This is a genomic window from Streptomyces sp. B1866, assembly GCF_031932565.1.
Taxonomy (GTDB): Bacteria; Actinomycetota; Actinomycetes; order Streptomycetales; family Streptomycetaceae; genus Streptomyces.
The window spans coordinates 1-19,126 of the sequence record NZ_JAVSCF010000119.1; the positions used below are offsets into that span (position 1 = coordinate 1).

Genomic DNA, 19,126 nt, shown 5'->3' on the forward strand with positions numbered 1-19,126 from the left:
ACGCCGGGCACGGGCACCGCCCCGGGCGCGGGCGCCACGCCGGGCGCGGACGGCGCCGACAGGCGGGGCGGCGGCTCCTGGACGCCCGAGGCCGCCCGCGCCTCGATCCTCAGCGTCGTCTCCGGCACCCGCCGCGGCCGCGCCGAGGCCGCCGGCCGCCGCGCGAGTACCGGCCCGGAGCACCACCCCGGGAGCGCCGCGGAAGACCACGAGCAGCGGGAGCAGCACCACGGGGAGCGGCGCGAGCCGCACACCGAGCGGCCCGGGAGCCGTCCCCCGGGCCCGTCCGGCAGCGGGGACGGGCACGCGGACCGGGCGCCCGACCCGCCTCGCGCCGCCGACCCGGACCGGCGCCCGGACGACCGAGAAGGAGGCCGGTAGCCGTGGCGGGATCGGTGACGAGGCTGCCCGACCTGGGCTGGATGCTGCACCCCCTGACACGCATACCGGGGGTCCGGCACGCCGTCGTCGTGTCAGAGGACGGGCTGCGGCTCGGCCACGACTCGGCGCCGGGGCTCACCGGCGAGGGCCTGGGCCTCGGCGTGGACGAGGCGGACGCGCTGGCCGCCGCCTGCGCGGCGCTCGCGGTCACCGGCCAGTCGGCGACGGGGCTGCTGTACGGCGGCGGGACGCGCGTGCGGCAGCTGATGATCGAGTCCGACAGCGGGTTCCTGCTGCTGACGTCGGCGGGCCTGGGCGCGTCCCTGGGCGTGGCCACCGACCTGGCCGCGGACGTGGGCCTGGTGGCCCAGCAGACGCAGGTGCTGGTGGTGAAGATCGGCGCGCACCTGAGCAGCGCGCCGCGGGAGCCGAGCACGCCCCCGGCGTCATGACCGGCCCCCCCGAGGAGCGGACGCCGCCCGCCGTGCGGCCGTACGTGATCACCCAGGGGCGCGCGGGCACGCCCGAGGACGGGCTGCCGCTGGAGACGCTGGTCGTCGCGTCGGGGAAGGAGCTGCCGCCCGCCGCGCAGCCCGAGTACCGGCGCATCGTGGACTTCTGCCAGGGCCTGCTGTCGGCGGCCGAGGTCGCCGCGCACCTCGGGCTGCCGCCGACCGTCGTCCAGGTGCTGCTCGCCGATCTCGTCGCGTGGGGGCACATCGCGGCTCGCCCGCCGGTGCCGGTGGCCGAGCGGGCCCGTACGGACCTGCTGAGGAAGGTGCTCGATGGACTGGAGAGCCAGCTCTGACGCCCCCGGCGAGGGCGGGCCGGCCGGCACCCGCGGGGAGGCCGCCGGCCGGGCCGGGTCCGCGCCGGGCCTGTACGTGCCGTCCACCGTGACCGGGGCGGCGAAGATCCTGGTGGTCGGCCCGCTGGGCGTCGGCAAGACCACGCTGATCAGCACCGTCTCGGAGATCAGGCCGCTGCTCACCGAGGCGATGATGACCCGCGCGGGCGCGCGGGTGGACACCGCCGTGCGGCCGTCGAAGGCGACGACCACGGTCTCCCTGGACTTCGGCCGGCTCACGCTCGGCGGGGACCTGGTGCTGTACCTGTTCGGCGCGCCGGGCCAGCGGCGGTTTCTGCCGGTGTGGCGGGAGCTGGCGCGCGGCGCGCTGGGCGCGCTGGCGCTGGTGGACACCCGGCACCTGGAGGCGTCGTTCGACGCCCTCGGCTACCTGGAGGACCTGGACATGCCGTTCAGCGTCGCCGTGAACGCCTTCCCCGACAGCGTCCGGCACCGCGAGGAGGACCTGCGCGCGGCCCTGGACCTGCTGCCGGACACGCCGCTGGGTGTCTGCGACGCCCGGGACCGGCCCTCCTCGCTCAGGGCGCTGGCCGTCCTGGTCCGCCACCTCCTCTCGCTCGCCAGGGAGACACGATGACCACCGAGCCGACGGGTACGCCGGGTACGCCGGGCGCGCCGGACCGGGAGGGGCCGGCGGGCGCGGCCGGGCGTACGCCGCTGTTCGGGGCGATGCTGGACAGCGACCTGACCGCGCTGTACGAGCGGCTGCGCCGCGAGCACGGCCCGGTGGCGCCCGTGGCCATCGCGCCGGGCGTCGAGGCGTGGCTGGTGCTCGGCCACCGGGAGCTGCTCCAGCTGGTGCGGGACGAGGAGACGTTCTCGCACGATCCGCGGCGCTGGCGGCCGCTGCGCGAGGGGCGGGTGGCGACCGGTTCGCCGCTGATGCCGTTCGTGGGCTGGCGGCCGGCGGTGCTGTTCGCCGACGGGCGGCAGCACCGGCGGATGCGCGGCGCGGTCGCGGACGCGCTGGCCCGGGTGGACGGGCACGAGCTGGTGCGCTCGGTGCGGGCCGCGGCCGAGCGGCTGGTGGCCTCCTTCGCCGACCGGCACGAGGTGGACCTGGTGGCCGGGTACGCCCGCGTGCTGCCGCTGGAGGTCGTCACGCGGCTGCTGGGACTCGGCGAGGCCGAGGGCGCGCGGGTGGTCGAGGCGGTGGTGGGCGCGGCCGGGGCCACCGCGGCGGCGGCCGAGGCCAACCGGCTGATGACCGGCATCCTGCGCGATCTGGTGGCCGCCAAGAAGCGGCGGCCGGGCGCGGACGTGACCTCCTGGCTGCTGGCCCACCCGGCCGGCTTCACCGACGACGAGGTGCTGCACAACCTGGTGGTGCTCGCCATGACCGGCCACACGACCACGCTCAACTGGATCACCTCGACGCTGCGGGTGCTGCTGACCGACCCGGCCTTCCGCTCCTCGCTGACCCGCGGGCACCTGACCGCGGACGACGCGCTGGACCTGGTGCTGTGGCGCTACCCGCCCACCGCCAACATCCCGGGCCGGTACGCCACCCGCGACGTGCGGTTCGGCGGCCGGGCGATACGCGCCGGGGACATGCTGATCATGGGGGTGGCGGGTGCGAACGCCGACGCGGAGGCGCTGCCGGAGGACGGCCGGCCGGTCGTGGGCAACCGCTCGCACCTGTCCTTCGGCGCGGGCCCGCACGCCTGCCCGGCGCGGGACCCGGCGCGGCTGATCACGCGCACGGCCGTGGACACCGTCCTGCACCGGCTGCCGGACATGGAGATCGCGGTGCCGGAGGACGAGCTGGTGTGGGTGGCGTCGCCGTGGACGAAGACGCTGGCGCGGCTGCCGGTGCGGTTCTCCGCGCCGCTGCTGTCGGCCGACCCCCCGGCGTAACGCGCGGCCCGCGCGTAGCCCCCGCGGCGTGCTTCCGGGACGGGCTTCCCGGGCGGCCGCCGGCCCGCGCGGGTGGCCCGTATGACATACGCCACCCGTGTGCGCATCCCGCGCGGGCGGCGCGCAACGTCCCTGCGTAACGCCCGTAGACCCGCTCTGAGCGGGGCGGTTGGGGGGTCGGCGGGGCCGGCCGGGTGACGCACCGCACTGCTCACAGGTGCCGGTGGCGTGCGCTGAGGGCAGCGTTGCGTGGGGGAAACGGCGGTGATGCGGACGGGTAACAGGCGCGCCGCACCCTTCCGGACATGAGGTCGAACACGGAACCGCGTCAGCCGGGCCGCCACCGCGTGGTGGTGGTCGGCGGCGGCATGGCGGGCACACGGCTCGCGCGGCAGCTGCTGGCCGCCGCGCCGGAGGCCGACGTGACCGTGATCGGCGAGGAGCCGCACGGCCCGTACAACCGGGTGCTGCTCGCGGAGGTGCTCGCCGGGCGGTACGGCGCGGAGGTCATCGCGCTGCCCGAGCCGGCCGAGGCGCGCCGGCTGAGCGCGGTGCGGGCGGTCCGGATCGACCGGGACACCGCCGAGGTGCTGTGCGACGACGGCAGCCGCGTCCCCTACGACACGCTGGTGCTGGCCACCGGCTCGAACCCGGTGCTGCCGCCGCTGCGCGGCCTGTTNAACCCGGTGCTGCCGCCGCTGCGCGGCCTGTTCCCGCACGAGCGGGCGGCCGCGCCGCAGGGCCCGGAGCTGCCGGAGGGCGTGCACGCCTTCCGCACCATGGACGACTGCCTGGCGCTGGCCTCGGCCATCCGGCCGGGCGTGCGGGCGGTGGTCATCGGCGGCGGGCTGCTGGGCGTGTCCGCGGCCCGCGCGCTGGCGCTGCGCGGCGCGCAGGTGGTCGTGGCCCAGCAGGGCGTGCACCTGATGGAGCGCCACCTGGACGCGCAGGCGGCGCGGCTGCTGGAGCGGCACCTGGCGGCCCTGGGCGTGGAGGTGCACACCGAGTGCCGCGTGCGCGGCCTGCGCACCCGGCCCGTCGGGCAGCCCGCCGCCCGGCCCGCGGCGGAGCCCGCCGAGGAAGCCGAAGTAGCCGAAAAGGCCGGAAACACCGGGAAGGGCTTCGGACGGCGTCCGGCCCCGCGCCGCGCGTTCCTCACCAGCGCCGCCCCGGGCCCGGTCGCCGTCGAGGCCGTGGAGCTGGCCGACGGCTACGCGCTGGACGCCGACCTCGTGGTCCTGGCCTGCGGCGTGCGGCCCCGCGCGGGGCTCGCCCGCGCGGCGGGCCTGGAGGTGGCCCGCGGCGTCGTCGTGGACGACGAGCTGCGCACCTGCGACCCCGACGTGTTCGCGGTCGGCGACTGCGCCGAGCACGACGGCGTCGTCTACGGACTCGCGGGCCCCGCCCAGGAGCAGGCCGACCTGCTCGCGCGGGTGCTCGCGGCCCGGGTCCGCGGCGGATGCGGCCAGGCCGGTGCGTCCGGCCCGGACAGCACGGACGGCGCCGCGGGCCCGTCCGCCGTGGACCACCCCGCCCCGCCCCGCTACACCGGCACCCGGTCGCTGACCCGGCTGACGCTGTCGGGCGCCGGGCAGACCGCGGCGGGCCCGCTGGACCTGGCCGCGTTCGGGGAGACGGAGCCCGCACCGGGCGACGACGTGGTGCACCTGACGGACGCCACCCGCAACTCCTACCGCAAGGTCGTCGTCCGCGGCGACCGCCTGGTCGGCGGCATCCTGCTCGGCGATCTGGGCACTGTGGGCGCGCTCGCCCGCACCTGGGAGGACGACGAGCCGCTGTCCTTCTCCGCGCAGGCTCCCCTGCTGCACCTGCTCACCAACGATGGAGATTCCTGACCATGAGCACGCTGAGCACGAGCGAGACGAGCACGCCGAGCACCGCCGGCGCGCCGCCGACCCCGCCGACGATCGTGCTCGTCGGCCACGGCATGGTCGGGCAGCGGTTCCTGGAGGCGCTGGCCGAGCGCGGCGTCACCCGGTCCGCCCGGGTGGTGGTGCTGTGCGAGGAGCCGCGGCCGGCGTACGACCGGGTGCAGCTGACCTCGTACTTCTCCGGGCGCAGCGCCGAGGAGCTGTCCATGGTCGAGGACGGCTTCATGGCCGAGCACGGCATCGAGCTGTACACGGACGACCCGGCGGTGTCGGTGGACCGCGAGGCGCGCACGGTCACCGCGCGCTCCGGGCAGGTCTTCTCGTACGACACGCTGGTGCTGGCCACCGGCTCGTACCCGTTCGTGCCGCCGGTGCCGGGCAAGGACAGCCGGGGCTGCTTCGTCTACCGGACCATCGAGGACCTGCTGGCCATCGAGGAGTACGCCAAGAACTGCACGACCGGCACGGTCGTCGGCGGCGGACTGCTGGGCCTGGAGGCGGCCGGCGCGCTGAAGGGCCTGGGCCTGGACGCGCACATCGTGGAGTTCAGCCCGCGGCTGATGGCCCTCCAGGTGGACGACGGCGGCGGCGCCGCGCTGCGCCGCACCATCGAGGACATGGGCCTGCACGTGCACACCGGCGTGGCGGGCAAGGAGATCGTGGCCGGCGAGGACGGCGCGGTGCGCGCCATGGGCCTGTCGGACGGCACGGTGCTCGACACCGACCTGGTGATCTTCTCCGCGGGCGTACGGCCCCGGGACGACCTGGCGCGCGCGGCCGGCCTGGCGGTGGGCGAGCGCGGCGGCATCACGGTGGACGAGCAGTGCCGCACCAGCGACCCGGCGGTGTTCGCGATCGGCGAGTGCGCGCTGGCCGCCGACGGGCGCGTGTACGGCCTGGTCGCGCCCGGTTACGAGATGGCGAAGGTGGCCGCCGACGCCGTTTCGGGGACGGCGTCGGCGGGCTTCACGGGCGCGGACACCTCGACCAAGCTGAAGCTGCTCGGCGTGGACGTGGCGTCCTTCGGCGACGCGCACGGCGCGGCCGAGGGCTGCCTGGACGTGGTCTACTCCGACTCCCGCGCGGGCGTGTACAAGAAGCTGGTGATCGGCGCCGACGGCGAGCTGCTGGGCGGCGTGCTGGTCGGCGACGCCGACGCGTACGACACGCTGCGGCCGCTGGCGGGCTGCGTGCCGCCGGTCGCGCCCGAGCAGCTGGTGCTGCCCTCCGGGCTCGGCGCGCCGGTGGCCATCGGCCCGTCGGCGCTGCCCGACAGCGCGGTCATCTGCAACTGCCACAACGTGACCAAGGGCGCCATCCGGGACGCGATCACCGAGCACCAGTGCACCACGGTGCCTGAGGTGAAGAAGTGCACCAAGGCGGGCACCGGCTGCGGCAGCTGCGTGAAGACGCTCACCACGCTGGTCAACCACGAGCTGGAGGCCGGCGGCGTCACCGTCGACAAGGGCCTGTGCGGCTGCTTCGCGCACACCCGCGCCGAGCTGTACGAGATCGTCCGCACGCTGCGCATCACCTCCTTCGCCCGGCTGCTGGACAGCCACGGCCGCGAGGAGGCCCGGCTGGGCAACGGCTGCGAGGTGTGCAAGCCGACCGTCGGGTCGATCATCGCCTCGCTGGCGCCGACGGTGGGCGCGAGCGGCTACGTCCTGGACGGCGAGCAGGCGGCGTTGCAGGACACCAACGACCACTTCCTGGCCAACATGCAGAAGAACGGGTCGTACTCGATCGTGCCGCGCATACCGGGCGGCGAGATCACGCCCGAGAAGCTGATCGTGATCGGCGAGGTGGCGCGCGACTTCGGCCTCTACACGAAGATCACCGGCGGTCAGCGGATCGACCTGTTCGGCGCGCGCGTGGACCAGCTGCCGACGATCTGGGCGCGGCTGGTGGACGCGGGCTTCGAGTCCGGGCACGCCTACGGCAAGGCGCTGCGCACCGTGAAGTCCTGCGTGGGCCAGACCTGGTGCCGCTACGGCGTGCAGGACTCGGTGCGCATGGCCATCGACCTGGAGCTGCGCTACCGGGGCCTGCGCTCGCCGCACAAGCTGAAGTCCGCGGTGTCCGGCTGCGCCCGGGAGTGCGCGGAGGCGCGCGGCAAGGACTTCGGCGTGATCGCCACCTCCAACGGGTGGAACCTGTACGTGGGCGGCAACGGCGGCGCCGAGCCGCGCCACGCCGACCTGCTCGCCCAGGACCTGGACGACGAGGGCCTGGTCCGGCTGATCGACCGCTTCCTGATGTTCTACATCCGCACCGCGGACCGGCTGGAGCGCACCTCCACCTGGCTGGACCGCATCGAGGGCGGCCTGGACCACGTGCGGGACGTGGTCGTGCACGACTCGCTCGGGCTGTGCGCCGAGCTGGAGGCCATGATGGCCGAGCACGTGGCGAACTACCGGGACGAGTGGGCCGAGACGCTGAACGACCCGGAGCGGCTGCGGCGCTTCGTGTCCTTCGTCAACGCGCCGGACGTGCCCGACCCCTCGGTGAAGTTCGTGCCCGAGCGCGACCAGGTCAAGCCGGACCTGACGTTCCTGTCCGGTCCCGTCGTTCCCGTACGCACCCTGGAAGGGACCACCAGCCGATGACCCTGGCACCCGAACACACCACGGTCCGCGTCGAGCTGCTGCTGGGCGGGCGCTGGCTGCCCGTCTGCGACCTGGCGGACCTGACGCCGGGCCGCGGGGTGGCCGCGCTGCTGCCGGACGGCGCGCAGGTGGCGGTCTTCCTCGACCGGGCGGGGACCGCGTACGCGGTCGGCAACCAGGACCCGTTCACCGGCGCGTACGTGCTCTCGCGCGGGCTGATCGGCTCGGCCGCGGGCCGGCCGTTCGTGGCCTCGCCGCTGCTGAAGCAGCGCTTCGACCTGGTGACCGGGCAGTGCCTGGACGACGAGACGGTGACCGTCCCGGCGTACACGGTCCGCACCAGCGGGAGCGAGCCCGCCGGCCTGGGCGGCTGACCGCCCGGCCCACTGGTCGCACGGCGCCGGTGCGAGCGGCGCGCCGTGCCGGGCCCTCGCCCGTCTTCCCCGGACGGCGAGGGCCCGCCCGCGTGTCCGCGCGCGGTCCGGGCGAACGCTCCCCGGCGCCCGGCCCGCGCCCGCCGCCGGGCCCGCCGCGCCGCCGAGCCGCGCCCCGCGGCCCGGCAACCCGTCACGCCCCCGCAACACCATCGTTGCGTTCACCGCGCATCGTCGGTCGCCGGGTCGGTAGCATTCCCGACCGGCACACAGCAGCGAGGGGGCGCCGACGATGGCCATCAGCCGCAGAGGACTGCTCGGCGCGGGCGCGGGGCTGGCGGCGGCCGGGGGCCCGGTGGCGGCTTGCGGGTCCAACACCGGGCGCGGGTCCGGCAGCGGGCCGGGCCTGAGCCAGTGGTACCACCAGTACGGCGAGCCGGGCGCCGCGCAGGCGGTGCTGCGGTACGCGCGGGCGTACCGCAGGGCGCGGGTGCGGGTGCAGTGGCGGCCGGGCAACTACGACCAGCAGACCGCCGCCGCGCTGCTCACCGACTCCGGCCCGGACGTGTTCGAGGTCGCCGGGCCGACGCTGGACCAGATACGCGGCGGGCAGGTCGCCGACCTCACCGACGTGGTACGGGACGTGCGCGCCGACTTCAACCAGGCGGTGCTGGCGCCCATGGTCTACCGGGACCGGGTGTGGGGCGTGCCGCAGACGGTCGACACGCAGCTGCTCTACTACCGCAGGAGCCTGCTGGAGAAGGCCGGCGTGGCGCCGCCGCGGACGCTGGACGAGCTGGTGGACGCCGCCGGGCGGCTGACCACCAAAGACGTCAAGGGGCTGTTCCTGGGCAACGACGCGGGCGCCGGCGTGCTGCTGGCCACGCCGCTGCACGCGGCGGGCCTGGAGGCGGTGACCGCGGACGGCAGGGTGGGGTTCGACGACCCGGCCGCCGCCCGCGTGCTCGGCAAGCTGCACCGGCTGTACGCAAGGCGGTCGCTGCTGCTGGGCGCGCCGTCGGACTGGTCGGATCCGTCGGCGTTCGTCCAGGGGCTGACGGCCATGCAGTGGTCGGGCCTGTGGGCGCTGCCCGCGGTGCGGCAGGCGCTCGGCGACGACTTCGGGGTGCTGCCGTTCCCGGCGGACGGCCCGGCGGGCCGGCCCGCGGTGCCGGTGGGCGCGTACGCCTCGGCGGTGAACGCGCGCAGCCGGCGCCGCGCGCGGGCCGCCGCGTTCGTACGGTGGCTGTGGGTGGAGCGTACGGACCTGCAACTGGACTTCGCGCTGTCCTACGGCTTCCACATACCCGCCCGGCTGTCGCTGGCCCGGAAGGCCGGCGCGCTGCGGGTCGGGCCGGCCGCGGAGGCGGTGCGGCTGGCCACCGGCCACGGGCACGCCCTGCCGCTGCTGTGGACGACGGCCGCCCGGACCCGGTACCAGGACGCGCTGAACCGGATCATCCGGGACGGCGCCGACCCGGAGCGCGAGGTGCGGGCGGCGGTGCGGGCGACCCGGGACGAGCTGCGCCGCGTGACGGCCGGGAAGAGCTGACGGTGCTGCGCAGACTGCTCGGACCGCAAAACCGGAACCTGTGGTTCTGGGTGTTCGTCGGACCGTTCGCCGTGGGGCTGGCCGTCTTCACGTACGTGCCGCTGGGCTGGAGCGTCTACCTCAGTTTCTTCGACGCGCACAACACGGTCACGCCGGACCGCTTCGTGGGCCTGGACAACTACCGGGCCATGCTGCGCGACCACGCGTTCACCGGCAGCCTGGCGACGTTCGGCGTCTTCACGGCCTTCATCGTGCCGGCCACCTTCGGCCTCTCGCTGGCGCTGGCGCTGATGGTGAACCGCCTGACGCGCGCGCGGGCGTTCTTCCGGTCGGTGTTCTTCCTGCCGGTGGCGTGCAGCTACGTGGTGGCGGCGCTGATCTGGAAGATGTCGGTCTTCAACGGGGTGCGGTTCGGTCTCGCCAACACCGTGCTGGGCTGGTTCGGCGTCGAGCAGGTGGCGTGGCTGTCGGCCCCGCACCCGCCCTGGTACTGGCTGGTCGTCGTCAGCCTGCGGCTGTGGCTGCAAGCCGGGTTCTACATGGTGCTCTTCCTGGCCGGGCTCCAGCGCATCCCGCCGCAGCTGTACGAGGCGGCGGCGGTGGACGGCGCGCGGCCGGGCTGGCAGGTCTTCCGGCACGTCACCTTCCCGCAGCTGCGCGCCACGTCGGTCGCGGTGGCGCTGCTGCTGGTGATCAACGCCTTCCAGGCGTTCGACGAATTCTACACCCTGCTGTCGGACTCCCGCGGCTACCCGCCCTACGCCCGCCCGCCGCTGGTCTACCTGTACTACACCGCGCTCGGGCAGGAGCAGAACCTGGGCCTGGGCAGCGCGGGCGCGGTGATCCTGGCGCTGGTCATCGCGGTGGTGACGGTCGCGCAGGCCCGCTGGTTCGGCCTGGGCCGCAAGGAGGGGTGAGCCCGGATGCACGACGCGTGGGTACGGGTGGGGCGGGCGCTGCGCGCGGCGCTGCTGGCGGCGCTGGCCGTGCTGTTCCTGGTGCCCTTCTACCTGCTGGTACGCAACGGCCTGGCGCGGGAGGAGGACATCACCGCGCCCGACTGGACGTTCTTCCCGCGCGACGTGCGCTGGTCGAACGTACGGGAGCTGTTTCAGGACCCGAACGTGCCGATGGCGCACGCGCTGGCGAACTCGGCCCTGATCGCGGTGCTCACCACGGCCGGCACGCTGCTGCTGGCGTCCATGGCGGGCTACGGGCTGGCCCGCGTCCCGTACCGGCACGCCGACGCGGTCTTCTACGCGATCCTGGGCACGATGATGGTGCCGGCGGCCGTCACGTTCGTGCCGAGCTTCGTGCTGGTGTCCACACTCGGCTGGATTTCGACCCTGCGCGGGCTGGTCGTGCCGACGCTGTTCAGCGCGTTCGCCGCCTTCGTCTTCCGGCAGTACTTCCTGGGCTTCCCGCGCGAACTGGAGGACGCGGCCCGGGTGGACGGGCTCGGACCCTGGCGCACGTACTGGCGGATCGTGGTGCCCAACTCGCGGCCGGTGTTCGCGGCCGTGGGCACGATCGTGTTCATCGGCGCCTGGAACTCCTTCCTGTGGCCGCTGGTCATCGGCCAGGACCGCGAGGCGTGGACGGTACAGGTGGCCCTGTCGGCCTTCACCACCTCCCAGGTGGTGAACATCCACGAGCTGTTCGTGGCCGCCGCCGTGTCGATCCTGCCGCTGCTGCTGGTCTTCCTGCTGCTCCAGCGCTACATCGTGGCGGGCGTGGAGCGCTCGGGCATCGACGACTGAACGGCCCCCCGCCGTACCGGCCGGCCGGACCCGGCCGCCGGCCACGCGGGCCGCCCGCCGCGCAGCAGGGCCGCGCCCAGCGGGGTGAGGGTGTGCAGCACGGTGCTGCCCCGCCGCAGCGTGTGCACCAGGCCCGCCTCGCGCAGCACGGTGGCGTGCTGGCTGGCCGAGGCCGGCGACACCCCCACCCGGCGGGCGAGTTCGCTGGTGGTGCAGCCGCCGCCCACCATCTGGAGCACCGCGGAGCGGGTGTGCCCCACCAGCCGGCCCAGCGTGCCCGGCGCCCGGTCCCGGTCGCCGCCCGCCCGGTCGGGGTGCGGCGCCGGCGGCCCGCCGAGCGGCGCGTGCTCCATCGGGTAGACCAGGACGGGCGGCAGCGCGGGGTCGCACAGGGCCACCGGGGTGCGGCGGCAGAAGAAGGACGGCAGGAGCAGCAGCCCGCGCCCGCGCAGGTGGACGTCGCGGTCGACGGGGTAGTCGGCCTCCAGCACCGGCGGCCGCCAGCGCATGCCGGGCGGCAGCGCGGCCAGCAGGCCCGCGGCGCCGCCGTCCAGCAGGGCCCGGCCGCGCAGCGCGCGGTCGGCCTCCAGGCGGGTCTGCATCTGCGGCCAGTACGGGGCGACGGCGGCCCGGTGGTAGGCCCGCAGGGCGTCCACCAGGCGGCCGACCGACCGCTCCGCGCCCTGCCCGAGGTCGGCCACCCAGGAGGGCAGCGAGCGGCCCGCGGCGAGCCGGGAGACCTCGGCGTGCAGCCGGGCGGGCGGCGTGGCCCGCAGCGCCTCCAGGCCGGCGTCGCAGCCGTCCGAGCCCTCGGCGGGGGTCAGGAAGTCCGGGAAATAGCCGCGGGCGGGAATGAGCGGGGCCAACAGCCTCGTTTCACCCTGCAAACGGCTCCTGGTTTCCGCCCGCCATTCCCCGTAGACGGACTCCGCTTGTTTGTCGCGTAACCGGTGGAAACTTAAAACGGTTTCCCACAGCGCGTCCGGGCGGGCGGCCATCCGCAGCCCCGCCAGATCATCCCCGGTGAAGTGCACACGCAGCACGCTGACCCCCACATGACGTTTGGTTCCCCAGTCCCCCAATCACGCAAGAGTATGCACACTGACACAGTCGGTGACCACGCCGTTTTGGCCACACCTGAAACGGGTCGCGGGGAGCCGCCGGGGCGCGGAATGCTGTTGCCCGTGAAAAGGACCCGCCACCGGGTGAACCCCCTGGCGGGTCCGCAATTCCAGGCGGTGCCCAGGACTGGATTGCCCGTCCCCGTGGGGGGTGGCGGGCAGGGAGACAGGCGCTGGGCACTTCTGCCGCCGCGCGAGCCGACGGGCGCGGCGGCAGGGCTCCCATGGGGGGAGTGGCAGGGGGCGGGCACCTCCGCACAGGTGCCCGCCCCCTTCTTTTGCGAACCGGAGCCAGTGCCGGGGGTGAGGGTCGGGGGGATCCCGGACCGGTTCCGGTGGTTCGTGGCCGGGCGGCGCGTCAGCCGCCCGTACACCGCGGCGGTGATCAGCCGCCGGTCACCGTCGCGCGGCCGGCCTCCAGCCGCGCGACCGGGATGCGGAACGGCGAGCAGGACACGTAGTCCAGGCCCACCTCGTGGAAGAAGTGCACCGAGTCCGGGTCGCCGCCGTGCTCGCCGCACACGCCGAGCTTGAGGTCGGGGCGGGTGGCCCGGCCGGCCTCGGTCGCCAGGCGCACCAGCTTGCCCACGCCGCCCCGGTCGATGGTCTCGAAGGGGCTGACGCCGAAGATGCCCTTCTCCAGGTACGCGGTGAAGAAGCTGGCCTCGACGTCGTCGCGGGAGAAGCCCCACACGGTCTGGGTCAGGTCGTTGGTGCCGAAGGAGAAGAAGTCGGCGCACTCGGCGATCTGGCCGGCCGTCAGCGCGGCGCGCGGCAGCTCGATCATGGTGCCCAGCGTCAGCTTCAGCTCCACGCCCTGGGCCTGCTCGACCTCGGCGATGATCCGCTCGGCCTCCTCGCGGACGATCTCCAGCTCCTGGACGGTGCCCACCAGCGGGATCATGATCTCGGCGCGCGGGTCGGCCTTGGCGTTCTTGCGCTGGGCGGCGGCCTCGGCGATGGCCCGTACCTGCATGGCGAACAGGCCGGGGATGACCAGGCCCAGGCGCACGCCGCGCAGGCCCAGCATCGGGTTCTGCTCGTGCAGCCGGTGCACGGCCTGGAGCAGCCGCAGGTCGTTCTCGTGCGCCTCGTGCCGGGCCTCGGCCAGCGCCACCCGCACCGACAGGTCGGTGATGTCGGGCAGGAACTCGTGCAGCGGCGGGTCGAGCAGCCGGATGGTGACCGGCAGCCCGTCCATCGCCTCGAACAGCTCCACGAAGTCGCCCTTCTGGAGCGGCAGCAGCGCGCCGAGGGCGGCCTCCCGCTCGTCCCCGGTGTCGGCCAGGATCAGCCGCTCGACCAGCTCGCGCCGGTCGCCGAGGAACATGTGCTCGGTGCGGCACAGGCCGATGCCCTGGGCGCCGAACCGCCGGGCGCGGGCGGCGTCCTCGGCGTTGTCGGCGTTGGCCCGCACCCGCAGCCGCCGCACCCGGTCCGCGTAGGACATGATCCGGTGCACGGCGCCGACCAGCTCGTCGGCCTCGGCGGCGCCCGCGTGCATGCGGCCCTCGAAGTACTCCACGACCGGGGAGGGCACGACGGGCACCTCGCCCAGGTAGACCTTGCCGGTGGAGCCGTCGATGGACAGCAGGTCGCCCTCCTCCACGACGGTGCCGTCGTGGAGCGTCATCCGGCGCCGCTTGGTGTCGACCTCCAGGTCCTCGGCGCCGCACACGCAGGTCTTGCCCATGCCGCGGGCGACGACGGCGGCGTGCGAGGTCTTGCCGCCGCGCGAGGTGAGGATGCCCTCGGCGGCGATCATGCCGTTGAGGTCGTCGGGGTTGGTCTCCCGGCGCACCAGGATGACCTTCTCACCCGAGCGGGACCACTTCACGGCCGTGTACGAGTCGAAGACGGCCTTGCCGACGGCGGCGCCCGGCGAGGCGGCGATGCCCCGGCCGACCGGGCGGACCTTGCCGTCCCCGGGGGCCTTGTCGTCGAAGCGCGGGAACATCAGCTGCGCGAGCTGCGCGCCGTTGACCCGGCGCAGCGCCTCGGCCTCGTCGATCAGGCCCTGGTCGACCAGCTGGGTGGCGATGCGGAAGGCGGCGCCCGCGGTGCGCTTGCCGACGCGGGTCTGGAGCATCCACAGCTTGCCGCGCTCGATGGTGAACTCGATGTCGCACAGGTCCTTGTAGTGCGTCTCCAGCGTCTCCATGATCTTCATGAGCTGGTCGTAGGACGCCTTGTCGATGCGCTCCAGCTCGGCGAGCGGCACGGTGTTGCGGATGCCGGCGACGACGTCCTCGCCCTGCGCGTTCTGCAGGTAGTCGCCGTAGACGCCCTGGTGGCCGCTGGCCGGGTCGCGGGTGAAGGCGACGCCGGTGCCGGAGTCGGGGCCGAGGTTGCCGAAGACCATGGAACAGACGTTGACCGCCGTGCCCAGGTCGTGCGGGATGCGCTCCTGGCGGCGGTAGAGCTTGGCGCGCTCGCCGTTCCAGGAGTCGAACACCGCGCGGACGGCCAGGTCCATCTGGGTGCGCGGGTCCTGCGGGAAGTCGCGGCCGGTCTCCTTGGCGACGATGCCCTTGAACTCGTCCACGAGGGTGCTCAGGTCGCCGGCGTCCAGCTCGACGTCGGTCTTCACGCCCTTGGTGCGCTTGGCCTCGTCCAGCGCCTCCTCGAACAGCTCGCCGTCCACGCCGAGCACGGTCTTGCCGAACATCTGGATCAGGCGGCGGTAGGAGTCCCAGGCGAACCGCTCGTCGCCGGCCTGGGTGGCGAGCCCGGCCACCGAGGAGTCCGACAGGCCGATGTTCAGGACGGTGTCCATCATGCCGGGCATGGAGAACTTCGCGCCGGAGCGTACGGACACCAGCAGCGGGTCGTCGGGCTGGCCGAGCTTCTTGCCCATCCGCTCCTCAAGAGCGGCCAGGTGCTCACTCACCTCGTCACGGAGTGCCGCGGGCTCGTCGCCGCTGTCCAGGTAGACCTTGCAGGCGTCGGTGGTGATGGTGAAACCGGGAGGTACGGGCAGGCCGAGGTTGGTCATCTCGGCGAGGTTCGCACCCTTGCCGCCGAGCAGGTCCTTCAGATCCTTGTTGCCCTCGGTGAAGTCGTAGACGAACTTCCGCTGATCCTGAGTGTGCGGCATCGGGACTCGATCTCCTCCGGACGGCCTGCCCTGACGGCGGGGAGCGTACCCAGATCGAAGGTCTTTGAGTACGTCCACTTGGCTGTCATGCGGCTGTAACCACCCGTACGCCACTAGATCCACGGTGTTCGATCACCGCACTCCCCTGTCGGTGACCCTTCAAAACCCGAACACACGCCCACGCTCCGAACGCCGCGCCGCCGCGCGCCGTAACGCAGGGTGAAGTCTGGGTCGAGCTGTCGAACACCAATGAGGTGGCACTCAGTGCCATCCCTTGGAGAGGTGAGCACAGGGACCCTACTGCCGAGTACCCCATGGCGGCCGCTCATCTGAGCGAAATGGGTATCAGAGTGGCGAGAATCACGCCAACCCGGGCCCCGCGTCTCACTTATTGGATACAGCACCGGAGAGGCGAGGCCCAGCCGTCTCACCGGCCCCGCCAGCCCCGCCCCTCACAGCCCCAGGTCGGCCAGCCGGGCGTCGGCCCGCTCCGGCGTGAACACGTGCTCCACCACGATCGCCGCCGCCCCCAGCACCCCGGCCCGCTCGCCCAGATTCGACGTCACCACCTCCAGGTGGGCGGTGCTGCGCGGCAGCGCCCGCTGGTAGAGCAGCTCCCGCACGCCGGTCAGGAACGGCGGGCCCGCCAGGTCGCCGGCGATCATCAGCACGCCGGGGTTGAGCACCCCGACCACCGTCACCAGCACCTCCCCCACCCGCCGCCCGGCCTCCCGGGCCAGGCCCACCGCCTGCGGGTCGCCCTCGGCCAGCAGCGCGCGCACGTCGGAGCCGGACGCGGTGGGGAAACCGGCCGCGCTCAGCTGCTCGGCGAGCGCCTTGCCGCTGGCCACCGCCGCCAGGCAGCCGTACGAGCCGCACATGCACAGCGCGTCGCCGCGGTCGTGCAGCCGGATATGCCCGATGTCGCCCGCGCCGCCGTCGATGCCCCGGTAGGGCTCGCCGTCCACGACCACGCCGGCGCCGATACCGGTGGAGACCTTCACCAGCACGAACGCCGAGCAGTCCGGATAGCCCGCGCGGGCCTCGGCGTACGCCATGAGGTTGGCGTCGTTGTCGACCAGCACCGGCAGCGCCGCGGGCGGCGGCGGCGCGCAGCCGTCCGGACCGGACCGGCCCGCGCTGCGCCACACGTGCTCGGCGAACGCCTGCCGCATCCGGTCGCGGATCGGGTAGCGGTCCCAGCCGGGCATGATCGGCGGCTGTATGACCTGCCCGGTGGCCCAGTCCACCGGGCCCGGCACGGACAGGCCGATGCCGCACACCCGCGCCGGGTCGGCGCCCGCCTCGGCCAGCAGCAGCGCGAACCACCCGCCGACCTGGTCCAGCACCCACTCGGGACCGTCCTCCACCGACAGCGGCCCGGTGCGCTCGGCCAGCACGTTGCCCGCCAGGTCCAGCACCGCGGCCCGGCCGTGCCGGGTCTCCAGCGCGGCGGCCAGCACCAGGGCGTGGTCGGCGGTGAACTCCAGCCGGGCCGACGGGCGGCCCCCGGTGGACGCCGCGGCCGCCCGCTCCCGGACCCACCCGGCCCGGAACAGCTGGTCGAGCCGGTGGCCGACGGTGGACCGGGACAGGCCCGTGGCGCGCAGCAGCTCGCCGCGGGTCGTGGCCTGGCCGCTGCGGATCAGCCGCAGCAGATGGCCCGCGCTCGCCTGGGTGACCGCGCTCCGCGACATCCTCGCTCCCCCATTCCTCCCACGCCCGGTCAGCCCGCGCGGGCCTGGTGCCGGCCCTCGCCCGGCGTGTCGTCAGCTCTTGTCCGCACCACTGGTCAAACCCTCCGTCAGCAGCCGTTCGGCGGCGAAGAACAGCAGGACCACGGGGACGGTCAGCACCACCGAACCGGCCATCAGGACCGTCTTGGGCACCTCCACGCCGCCCGCAAGCTGTTGCAGGCCGAGGGAGACCGTCCACCGGTCCGGGTCCGCCGCCAGGAACAGCAGCGCGAACAGGAACTCGTTCCAAGCGATCATAAAGACGTACAGGCCGGTGGCCATGACCGATGGCAGGGCCAGGGGTAGCACCACCTTCCGTACGGTCTGGAGCCGCGAGCAGCCGTCCAGCGCGGCGGCCTCCTCCACGCTGCGCGGAATGGTGGTGAAGTACGACTTCAGCATGTACAGCGAGACGGGCACGGTCTGCGCCACGTACACCAGGGCCAGCCCGGTCAGGCTGCCCTGGAGTCCCGCCTTGGCGAACATGACGAACAGCGGCACCGCCAGCAGCGTCGCCGGGAACAGGTAGACGGCCAGGAACAGCGCGCTGACCTGGCGCCGGCCGAAGAACCGCAGCCGGGTGACGGCGTACGCGCCCGGGACGGCGGCCAGCAGGGTCAGCGCCACCGTGCCCAGCGACACCAGCGCCGAGTTCGCCAGCATCCGCAGGAAGCCCTGGCCGCCCTCGGACGTCGGCTTCAGCACGGCCCGGTAGGTGTCCAGCGTCAGGTCCCGGCCGGAGACCCACAGGCTGCCGGGGTCCAGCAGCAGCGCGTCGACCGGCTTCACCGACAGCAGCAGCATGTAGAAGAAGGGCACCAGGGTGATCAGCGCGAGGACGGCGATCACCACCCAGCGCAGGACGCCGAACAGGCGCTCCTCGAACCGCGCGCGGCTCATCACGACTCGTCCTCCCGCGCCTTCCGGACGAACGCGGCGAAGTACACGCCCAGCAGCACCACCAGCACGGCCGCCAGCACCAGGGCCTGCGCGGCGGCGGCGCCGACGTCGTAGCGCGCGGTGAGGAAGTCGTACACCCGCACCGCGGCCACGTCGGTGCCCGCGCCGCCGCCGGTCAGCAGGTACACGTCGTCGAACTTGTTGAACGTCATGATGAAGCGCAGCACGCTCAGCAGCGCGATGACCGGCATCAGCTGCGGCAGCAGCACGTAGCGGAAGCGCTGGGTGGGCGTGGCGCCGTCCACCCGGGCCGCCTCCTCCAGCGTCGCGGGCACGGCCTGTAGGCGGGCCAGCAGGAACAGGAAGGCGAAGGGGAAGTAGCGCCAGGTCTCGAACGCGATGACGGTCAGCAGCGCCAGCGGCACGTGGACGTGCCAGCCCAGCAGGTCGAGCGGGTAGCGGCGGGTGGACAGGAAGGCGACCGGGTCGTCCCAGCCCAGCCACCGCCGGCCCCACTCGTTGACGATGCCGTACTGCGGGCTCAGGGCCACCTGCCACACGAAGGTGACGGCGACCACCGGCGCCACGTACGGCAGCAGCATGGCGCCGCGCAGCAGGCCGCGGCCGGGGAACGGGCGGCGCAGGGCCAGGGCGGCCACCAGCCCGAGCAGGATCGAGCCGGCCGTGCCGCCGACGCTGTAGACCAGCGTGGTGGTCAGGCTCGGCCAGAAGCCCGGCGAGTCGAAGACGGCGGAGAAGTTGTCCCAGCTCCAGCGGCCGAACAGGCCCATGCCCTGGATGTCGACCAGCCGGGCCCGCTGGAAGGCCAGCAGCACCGTCCACAGGATGGGCAGCAGGACGACGACGAGCACCACGACGACGGTGGGCGAGACGAAGGCGAGCCCGGCCCGGTTCTCCCGGCGCGCGGCGCTCGGCGGGCGGCGCCGGCCCGCCGGGCCCCCCGGGCGGCGGCCCGGCG

Annotated in this window: 15 protein-coding genes and 1 pseudogene; 11 read left to right on the forward strand and 5 right to left on the reverse strand. The window is 74.2% G+C overall.

The features are described 5' to 3' along the window. From RKE29_RS16910 to RKE29_RS16960, 11 genes and pseudogenes are all read left to right on the forward strand, one after another. Nucleotides 1-381: pseudogene (locus RKE29_RS16910) on the forward strand (hypothetical protein); the annotation flags it as partial. Between the two features lie 2 nt (nt 382-383). After that, entirely contained in the window at nt 384-833 is a 450-nt protein-coding gene (locus RKE29_RS16915; RefSeq protein ID WP_312006240.1) for a roadblock/LC7 domain-containing protein, read from the forward strand. Continuing rightward, complete coding sequence (locus RKE29_RS16920; RefSeq protein WP_312006241.1) at nt 830-1,189, forward strand: DUF742 domain-containing protein; 360 nt, start codon at nt 830-832, stop codon at nt 1,187-1,189. The genes RKE29_RS16915 and RKE29_RS16920 overlap by 4 nt, the downstream gene beginning before the upstream one ends. Next, on the forward strand, nt 1,167-1,826 hold the full coding sequence (locus RKE29_RS16925; RefSeq protein ID WP_312006242.1) for an ATP/GTP-binding protein: 660 nt from the start codon (nt 1,167-1,169) through the stop codon (nt 1,824-1,826). Before RKE29_RS16920 ends, RKE29_RS16925 begins: the two co-directional genes overlap by 23 nt. Before the next feature lie 92 nt (nt 1,827-1,918). After that, nucleotides 1,919-3,106, forward strand: a complete 1,188-nt coding sequence (locus RKE29_RS16930) for a cytochrome P450 (protein ID WP_312006253.1) — start codon at nt 1,919-1,921, stop codon at nt 3,104-3,106. Nucleotides 3,107-3,411: 305 nt separating this feature from the next. Next, entirely contained in the window at nt 3,412-4,962 is a 1,551-nt protein-coding gene (locus tag RKE29_RS16935; RefSeq protein ID WP_312006243.1) for an FAD-dependent oxidoreductase, read from the forward strand. A 2-nt stretch (nt 4,963-4,964) separates the two neighbouring features. Continuing rightward, nucleotides 4,965-7,607 carry a nitrite reductase large subunit NirB gene (gene nirB, locus RKE29_RS16940; RefSeq protein WP_312006244.1) on the forward strand — a complete coding sequence of 881 codons (2,643 nt, stop codon included), beginning with the start codon at nt 4,965-4,967 and terminating at the stop codon, nt 7,605-7,607. Continuing rightward, complete coding sequence (gene nirD / locus RKE29_RS16945) at nt 7,604-7,981, forward strand: nitrite reductase small subunit NirD (protein ID WP_312006245.1); 378 nt, start codon at nt 7,604-7,606, stop codon at nt 7,979-7,981. Before nirB ends, nirD begins: the two co-directional genes overlap by 4 nt. A 292-nt stretch (nt 7,982-8,273) precedes the next feature. Then, the gene (locus RKE29_RS16950; protein WP_312006246.1) at nt 8,274-9,533 is read left to right on the forward strand and encodes an extracellular solute-binding protein; all 1,260 of its coding nucleotides are present in this window, start codon (nt 8,274-8,276) and stop codon (nt 9,531-9,533) included. A gap of 2 nt (nt 9,534-9,535) precedes the next feature. Beyond that, entirely contained in the window at nt 9,536-10,450 is a 915-nt protein-coding gene (locus RKE29_RS16955; protein ID WP_312006247.1) for a sugar ABC transporter permease, read from the forward strand. Between the two features lie 6 nt (nt 10,451-10,456). Beyond that, on the forward strand, nt 10,457-11,293 hold the full coding sequence (locus RKE29_RS16960; RefSeq protein ID WP_312006248.1) for a carbohydrate ABC transporter permease: 837 nt from the start codon (nt 10,457-10,459) through the stop codon (nt 11,291-11,293). Here the strand turns inward: RKE29_RS16960 and RKE29_RS16965 are convergent. The 5 genes from RKE29_RS16965 to RKE29_RS16985 form a co-directional block, all read right to left on the reverse strand. Beyond that, the gene (locus RKE29_RS16965; RefSeq protein ID WP_312006254.1) at nt 11,251-12,336 is read right to left on the reverse strand and encodes a helix-turn-helix domain-containing protein; all 1,086 of its coding nucleotides are present in this window, start codon (nt 12,334-12,336) and stop codon (nt 11,251-11,253) included. The two genes, RKE29_RS16960 and RKE29_RS16965, sit on opposite strands and share 43 nt — an antisense overlap. Before the next feature lie 463 nt (nt 12,337-12,799). Further along, the gene (gene ppdK / locus RKE29_RS16970; protein WP_312006249.1) at nt 12,800-15,511 is read right to left on the reverse strand and encodes a pyruvate, phosphate dikinase; all 2,712 of its coding nucleotides are present in this window, start codon (nt 15,509-15,511) and stop codon (nt 12,800-12,802) included. Nucleotides 15,512-15,963: 452 nt separating this feature from the next. Beyond that, nucleotides 15,964-17,208: an ROK family transcriptional regulator gene (locus RKE29_RS16975; RefSeq protein WP_312006250.1), complete on the reverse strand. Its 1,245-nt coding sequence runs from the start codon at nt 17,206-17,208 to the stop codon at nt 15,964-15,966. Nucleotides 17,209-17,280: 72 nt separating this feature from the next. Next, nucleotides 17,281-18,147: a carbohydrate ABC transporter permease gene (locus RKE29_RS16980; protein WP_312006251.1), complete on the reverse strand. Its 867-nt coding sequence runs from the start codon at nt 18,145-18,147 to the stop codon at nt 17,281-17,283. Beyond that, a partial coding sequence (locus tag RKE29_RS16985; protein WP_312006252.1) for a sugar ABC transporter permease occupies nt 18,147-19,126 on the reverse strand: 980 nt, incomplete at its 5' end. The genes RKE29_RS16980 and RKE29_RS16985, both read right to left, overlap by 1 nt.

Coding starts and splice junctions, on each gene's coding strand:
- RKE29_RS16920 (WP_312006241.1), top strand. CDS start 830: ATGACCGGCCCCCCCGAGGAGCGGACGCCGCCCGCCGTGCGGCCGTAC.
- RKE29_RS16925 (WP_312006242.1), top strand. CDS start 1,167: ATGGACTGGAGAGCCAGCTCTGACGCCCCCGGCGAGGGCGGGCCGGCC.
- RKE29_RS16930 (WP_312006253.1), top strand. CDS start 1,919: ATGCTGGACAGCGACCTGACCGCGCTGTACGAGCGGCTGCGCCGCGAG.
- nirB (WP_312006244.1), top strand. CDS start 4,965: ATGAGCACGCTGAGCACGAGCGAGACGAGCACGCCGAGCACCGCCGGC.
- nirD (WP_312006245.1), top strand. CDS start 7,604: ATGACCCTGGCACCCGAACACACCACGGTCCGCGTCGAGCTGCTGCTG.
- RKE29_RS16950 (WP_312006246.1), top strand. CDS start 8,274: ATGGCCATCAGCCGCAGAGGACTGCTCGGCGCGGGCGCGGGGCTGGCG.
- RKE29_RS16960 (WP_312006248.1), top strand. CDS start 10,457: ATGCACGACGCGTGGGTACGGGTGGGGCGGGCGCTGCGCGCGGCGCTG.
- ppdK (WP_312006249.1), bottom strand. CDS start 15,511: ATGCCGCACACTCAGGATCAGCGGAAGTTCGTCTACGACTTCACCGAG.
- RKE29_RS16975 (WP_312006250.1), bottom strand. CDS start 17,208: ATGTCGCGGAGCGCGGTCACCCAGGCGAGCGCGGGCCATCTGCTGCGG.
- RKE29_RS16980 (WP_312006251.1), bottom strand. CDS start 18,147: ATGAGCCGCGCGCGGTTCGAGGAGCGCCTGTTCGGCGTCCTGCGCTGG.